The sequence below is a fragment of the Kitasatospora sp. GAS204B genome (assembly GCF_029892155.1).
GTDB lineage: Bacteria > Actinomycetota > Actinomycetes > Streptomycetales > Streptomycetaceae > Kitasatospora.
Window position 1 is genome coordinate 1 of sequence record NZ_JARZAG010000071.1, and the last position, 2,829, is coordinate 2,829.

1 protein-coding gene is annotated in these 2,829 nt (G+C 73.3%); it reads left to right on the forward strand.

Annotated elements, in window-relative coordinates; translation table 11 throughout:
* Nucleotides 1-234 precede the first annotated feature (234 nt).
* A partial coding sequence (locus P3T41_RS36795) for a caspase family protein (protein ID WP_280695015.1) occupies nt 235-2,829 on the forward strand: 2,595 nt, incomplete at its 3' end.

Genomic DNA, 2,829 nt, shown 5'->3' on the forward strand with positions numbered 1-2,829 from the left:
AGCAACCCCGCCCCTTCGTCTGGACCAAGACCGCCGACGAGATCCTCGACAAGGTCGCCGCCTACTGCCGACGAATCTCCGACTCAGGTCACTAGCCGCATTCTGCCGGGCGGGCGGCCCCGTACGCCAGACGTCATGGTCTGGTGATCCGCATCGTCCTACCGGGCTCTAAAGTGGTCTGCGCTCCAGGTGACCTGTCGAGTAGGGGGTTGGACTGTGGCGCGGGTGATGCGGATGGCCGCCGAGCCCGTCGGGCCGCGCCGGTTCCTGATCGCCACCGCCACCGCTCACTACAAGAACGAGCCCGACTGGGACCGCCCCGGCCTGGTCGAGGCCCGCCAGGAGGTCATCGACCTCTTCACGCAGCGGTTCGGCTACCAGCACGTCAGCGACCTGGGACTGAACCCGACCGAGCATCAACTCACCGAGCAGCTGAGGCTGTTCTGCAAGTCTCCGGAACGCCGCGAGGACGACCTGATCGCGGTGTACGTCGCCGGCCACGGCGAGGTGCTGGACGAGGACGAGGGCGGCGGCCACGTCCTGCTGACCCACGACAGCGAGCCCGACGACATCGCCGACGCCCTGCCGACCGAGACCCTGGCCCGCAAGATGCTCACCGGTACCCGGGTGCGCCGGTTGCTGCTCATGCTGGACACCTGCTACTCGGGGCAGGGCGGCAACGAGTTGACCGCCTCGGCACTGGAGCGGATGAGCCGGCGCTGGGGTGCGACGCCCGGCTCCGGCCTGGCGATCGTCTCCTCCGCGCAGCCGCTGGAGCAGGCCCGGACCGGGGCCTTCCCCCGGTTGCTCCGCGAGGCGGCCGAGGACCTGGCCGTCGCCGGCCACGCACCGGCCACCCTGGCGCTGGAAGCCGTCGTGCAGCGGATGAACGCCGCCCCCGGGTACCAGCGGATCGGCCTCACCCAGGTCGGCCTCACCGGGGCAGTCCCCCCGTTCCTGCCCAACCCGCGCCGCGAAGCGCGGCCGGGCGACGAACCGCAGCCGACCGCCGTGGACCTGGCCGTCCGTCAGGAAGCCGCCTGGCAGCGCCAGGCCGACCTGCGGGACGTCGAGTTGAGCACCCGGCTGCTGGTCCGGGCGACGGGCCACCACGGCACCGGCTCGGGCTGGTGGTTCGCGGGCCGCCGCACCGCCCTGGCCGACCTCGCCGACTGGCTCGCCGACTCGCCGCGATCCGCCTTCTCGCGCCCCGCGCTGGCCGTCACCGCGGGCCCCGGCTCGGGAAAGACCGCCGTCCTGGGAGTCATCGCCGCCCTCGCGCATCCCGTGCTGCGCCGCGCCGTCCCCGTCCACTCGCTCGGCCTGGGGCAACCGACGGTCGAGTCGGCCCGGCTGGTCGATCTCGCCGTCTACGCACGGACCCTGACCGACCAGCAGGTCCTCGACGCGCTCGCCGCAGCCGTCCGGGTCCGGGCGGCCACGGTCGGCGAACTCCTCGCGGCGCTCGACGGCCGCAGCCGGCCGCTCACCGTGCTGATCGACGGCCTCGACGAAGCCGACAGCCCCGACACCCTGTGCACCGGGGTGTTGCGCCCCCTGATCGCTCACGCGGACGGCCGCATCCGGTTGCTCCTGGGGACCCGACCGCACCTGCTGCCCCGGCTGGGCCTGCCCCGCGACCAGCAGATCGACCTCGACGCCGGCCGCTACGCCGACCCCGAGGCCGTCCTGACCTACACCGTCCGCAACCTGCTGCAGGCCCACGCCGGTTCGCCGTACCGCAGCTGCGAACCGGTCCTGACCCGACAGGTCGCCGTCGCCGTCGCCGCCACGGCGGGCCGTTCGTTCCTGGTCGCCCGCCTGGCAGCCGGCACCCTGGCGGCCGTGCCCGAGCTCCCCGACCTGCACGACCCCGCCTGGCACCGGAGCCTGCCCAGGCACGCGGACGAGGCCATGGCCAAGGACCTGACGGTGCGTCTGGGGCCGGACGCGGCTCGCGCGGCCGACCTGCTGCGCCCGCTGGCCTACGCCCAGGGCCAGGGCCTGCCCTGGGAGGACCTGTGGGCGGCCTTGGCCGGCGGCATCAGCGGTCGTCACTACACCGACGCGGACATCAGCTGGCTGCGGGAGAAGGCCGGCGCCTACGTCGTCGAGGCGGTTGCGGACGGCCGCTCCGCCTACCGCCTCTACCACCAGGCGCTGGCCGAACACCTCCGTGCGGAGCACCTGCGCAGTGGCGCCGACGACACCGCCGTTCACGCGGCCTTCGCCCGCACCTTGACCGACCACGTCCCCTACGGCGCCGACGGCACACCGGACTGGTCCCGCGCCCACCCTTACGTCCTGCGGTACCTGGCCGGCCACGCCACCCTGGGCGGGGTTCTCGACGCGGCCGTCACGGATACCGGCTACCTGGTGCACGCCGATCCGGACGGACTCGTCCCCCATCTGCACGCCGCCCAGGCCGAGCCTGCCCGGCTGGCCGCGGCCGTCTACCGCAGCTCCATCGGTACGCACCGCACCACGACGCCCGGTCGCCGCCGCCGGATCCTGGCGCTGGACGCCGCCCGCTACAACCATCCAAGCCTGCTCAACACGCTCAACAGACCAGCCCCTCCCGGCGGTTGGGTACCACGGCACGCCACCGGCAGTACCGTGTCCGCCGCCCTGTGCAACACCATGAGCGGACACACCGACGCGGTGACCGCGGTGGCGTGCACCGTCGTGGACGGACGCCCGGTGGCGGTGTCCGGTTCTTACGATGGCACGGTGTGGGTGTGGGATCTGGCGACGGGTCAGCCGGTCGGGCAGCCGTTGAGTGGGCACGGTGGTGGGGTGCGGGCGGTGGTGTGTGCGGAACTTGGTGGG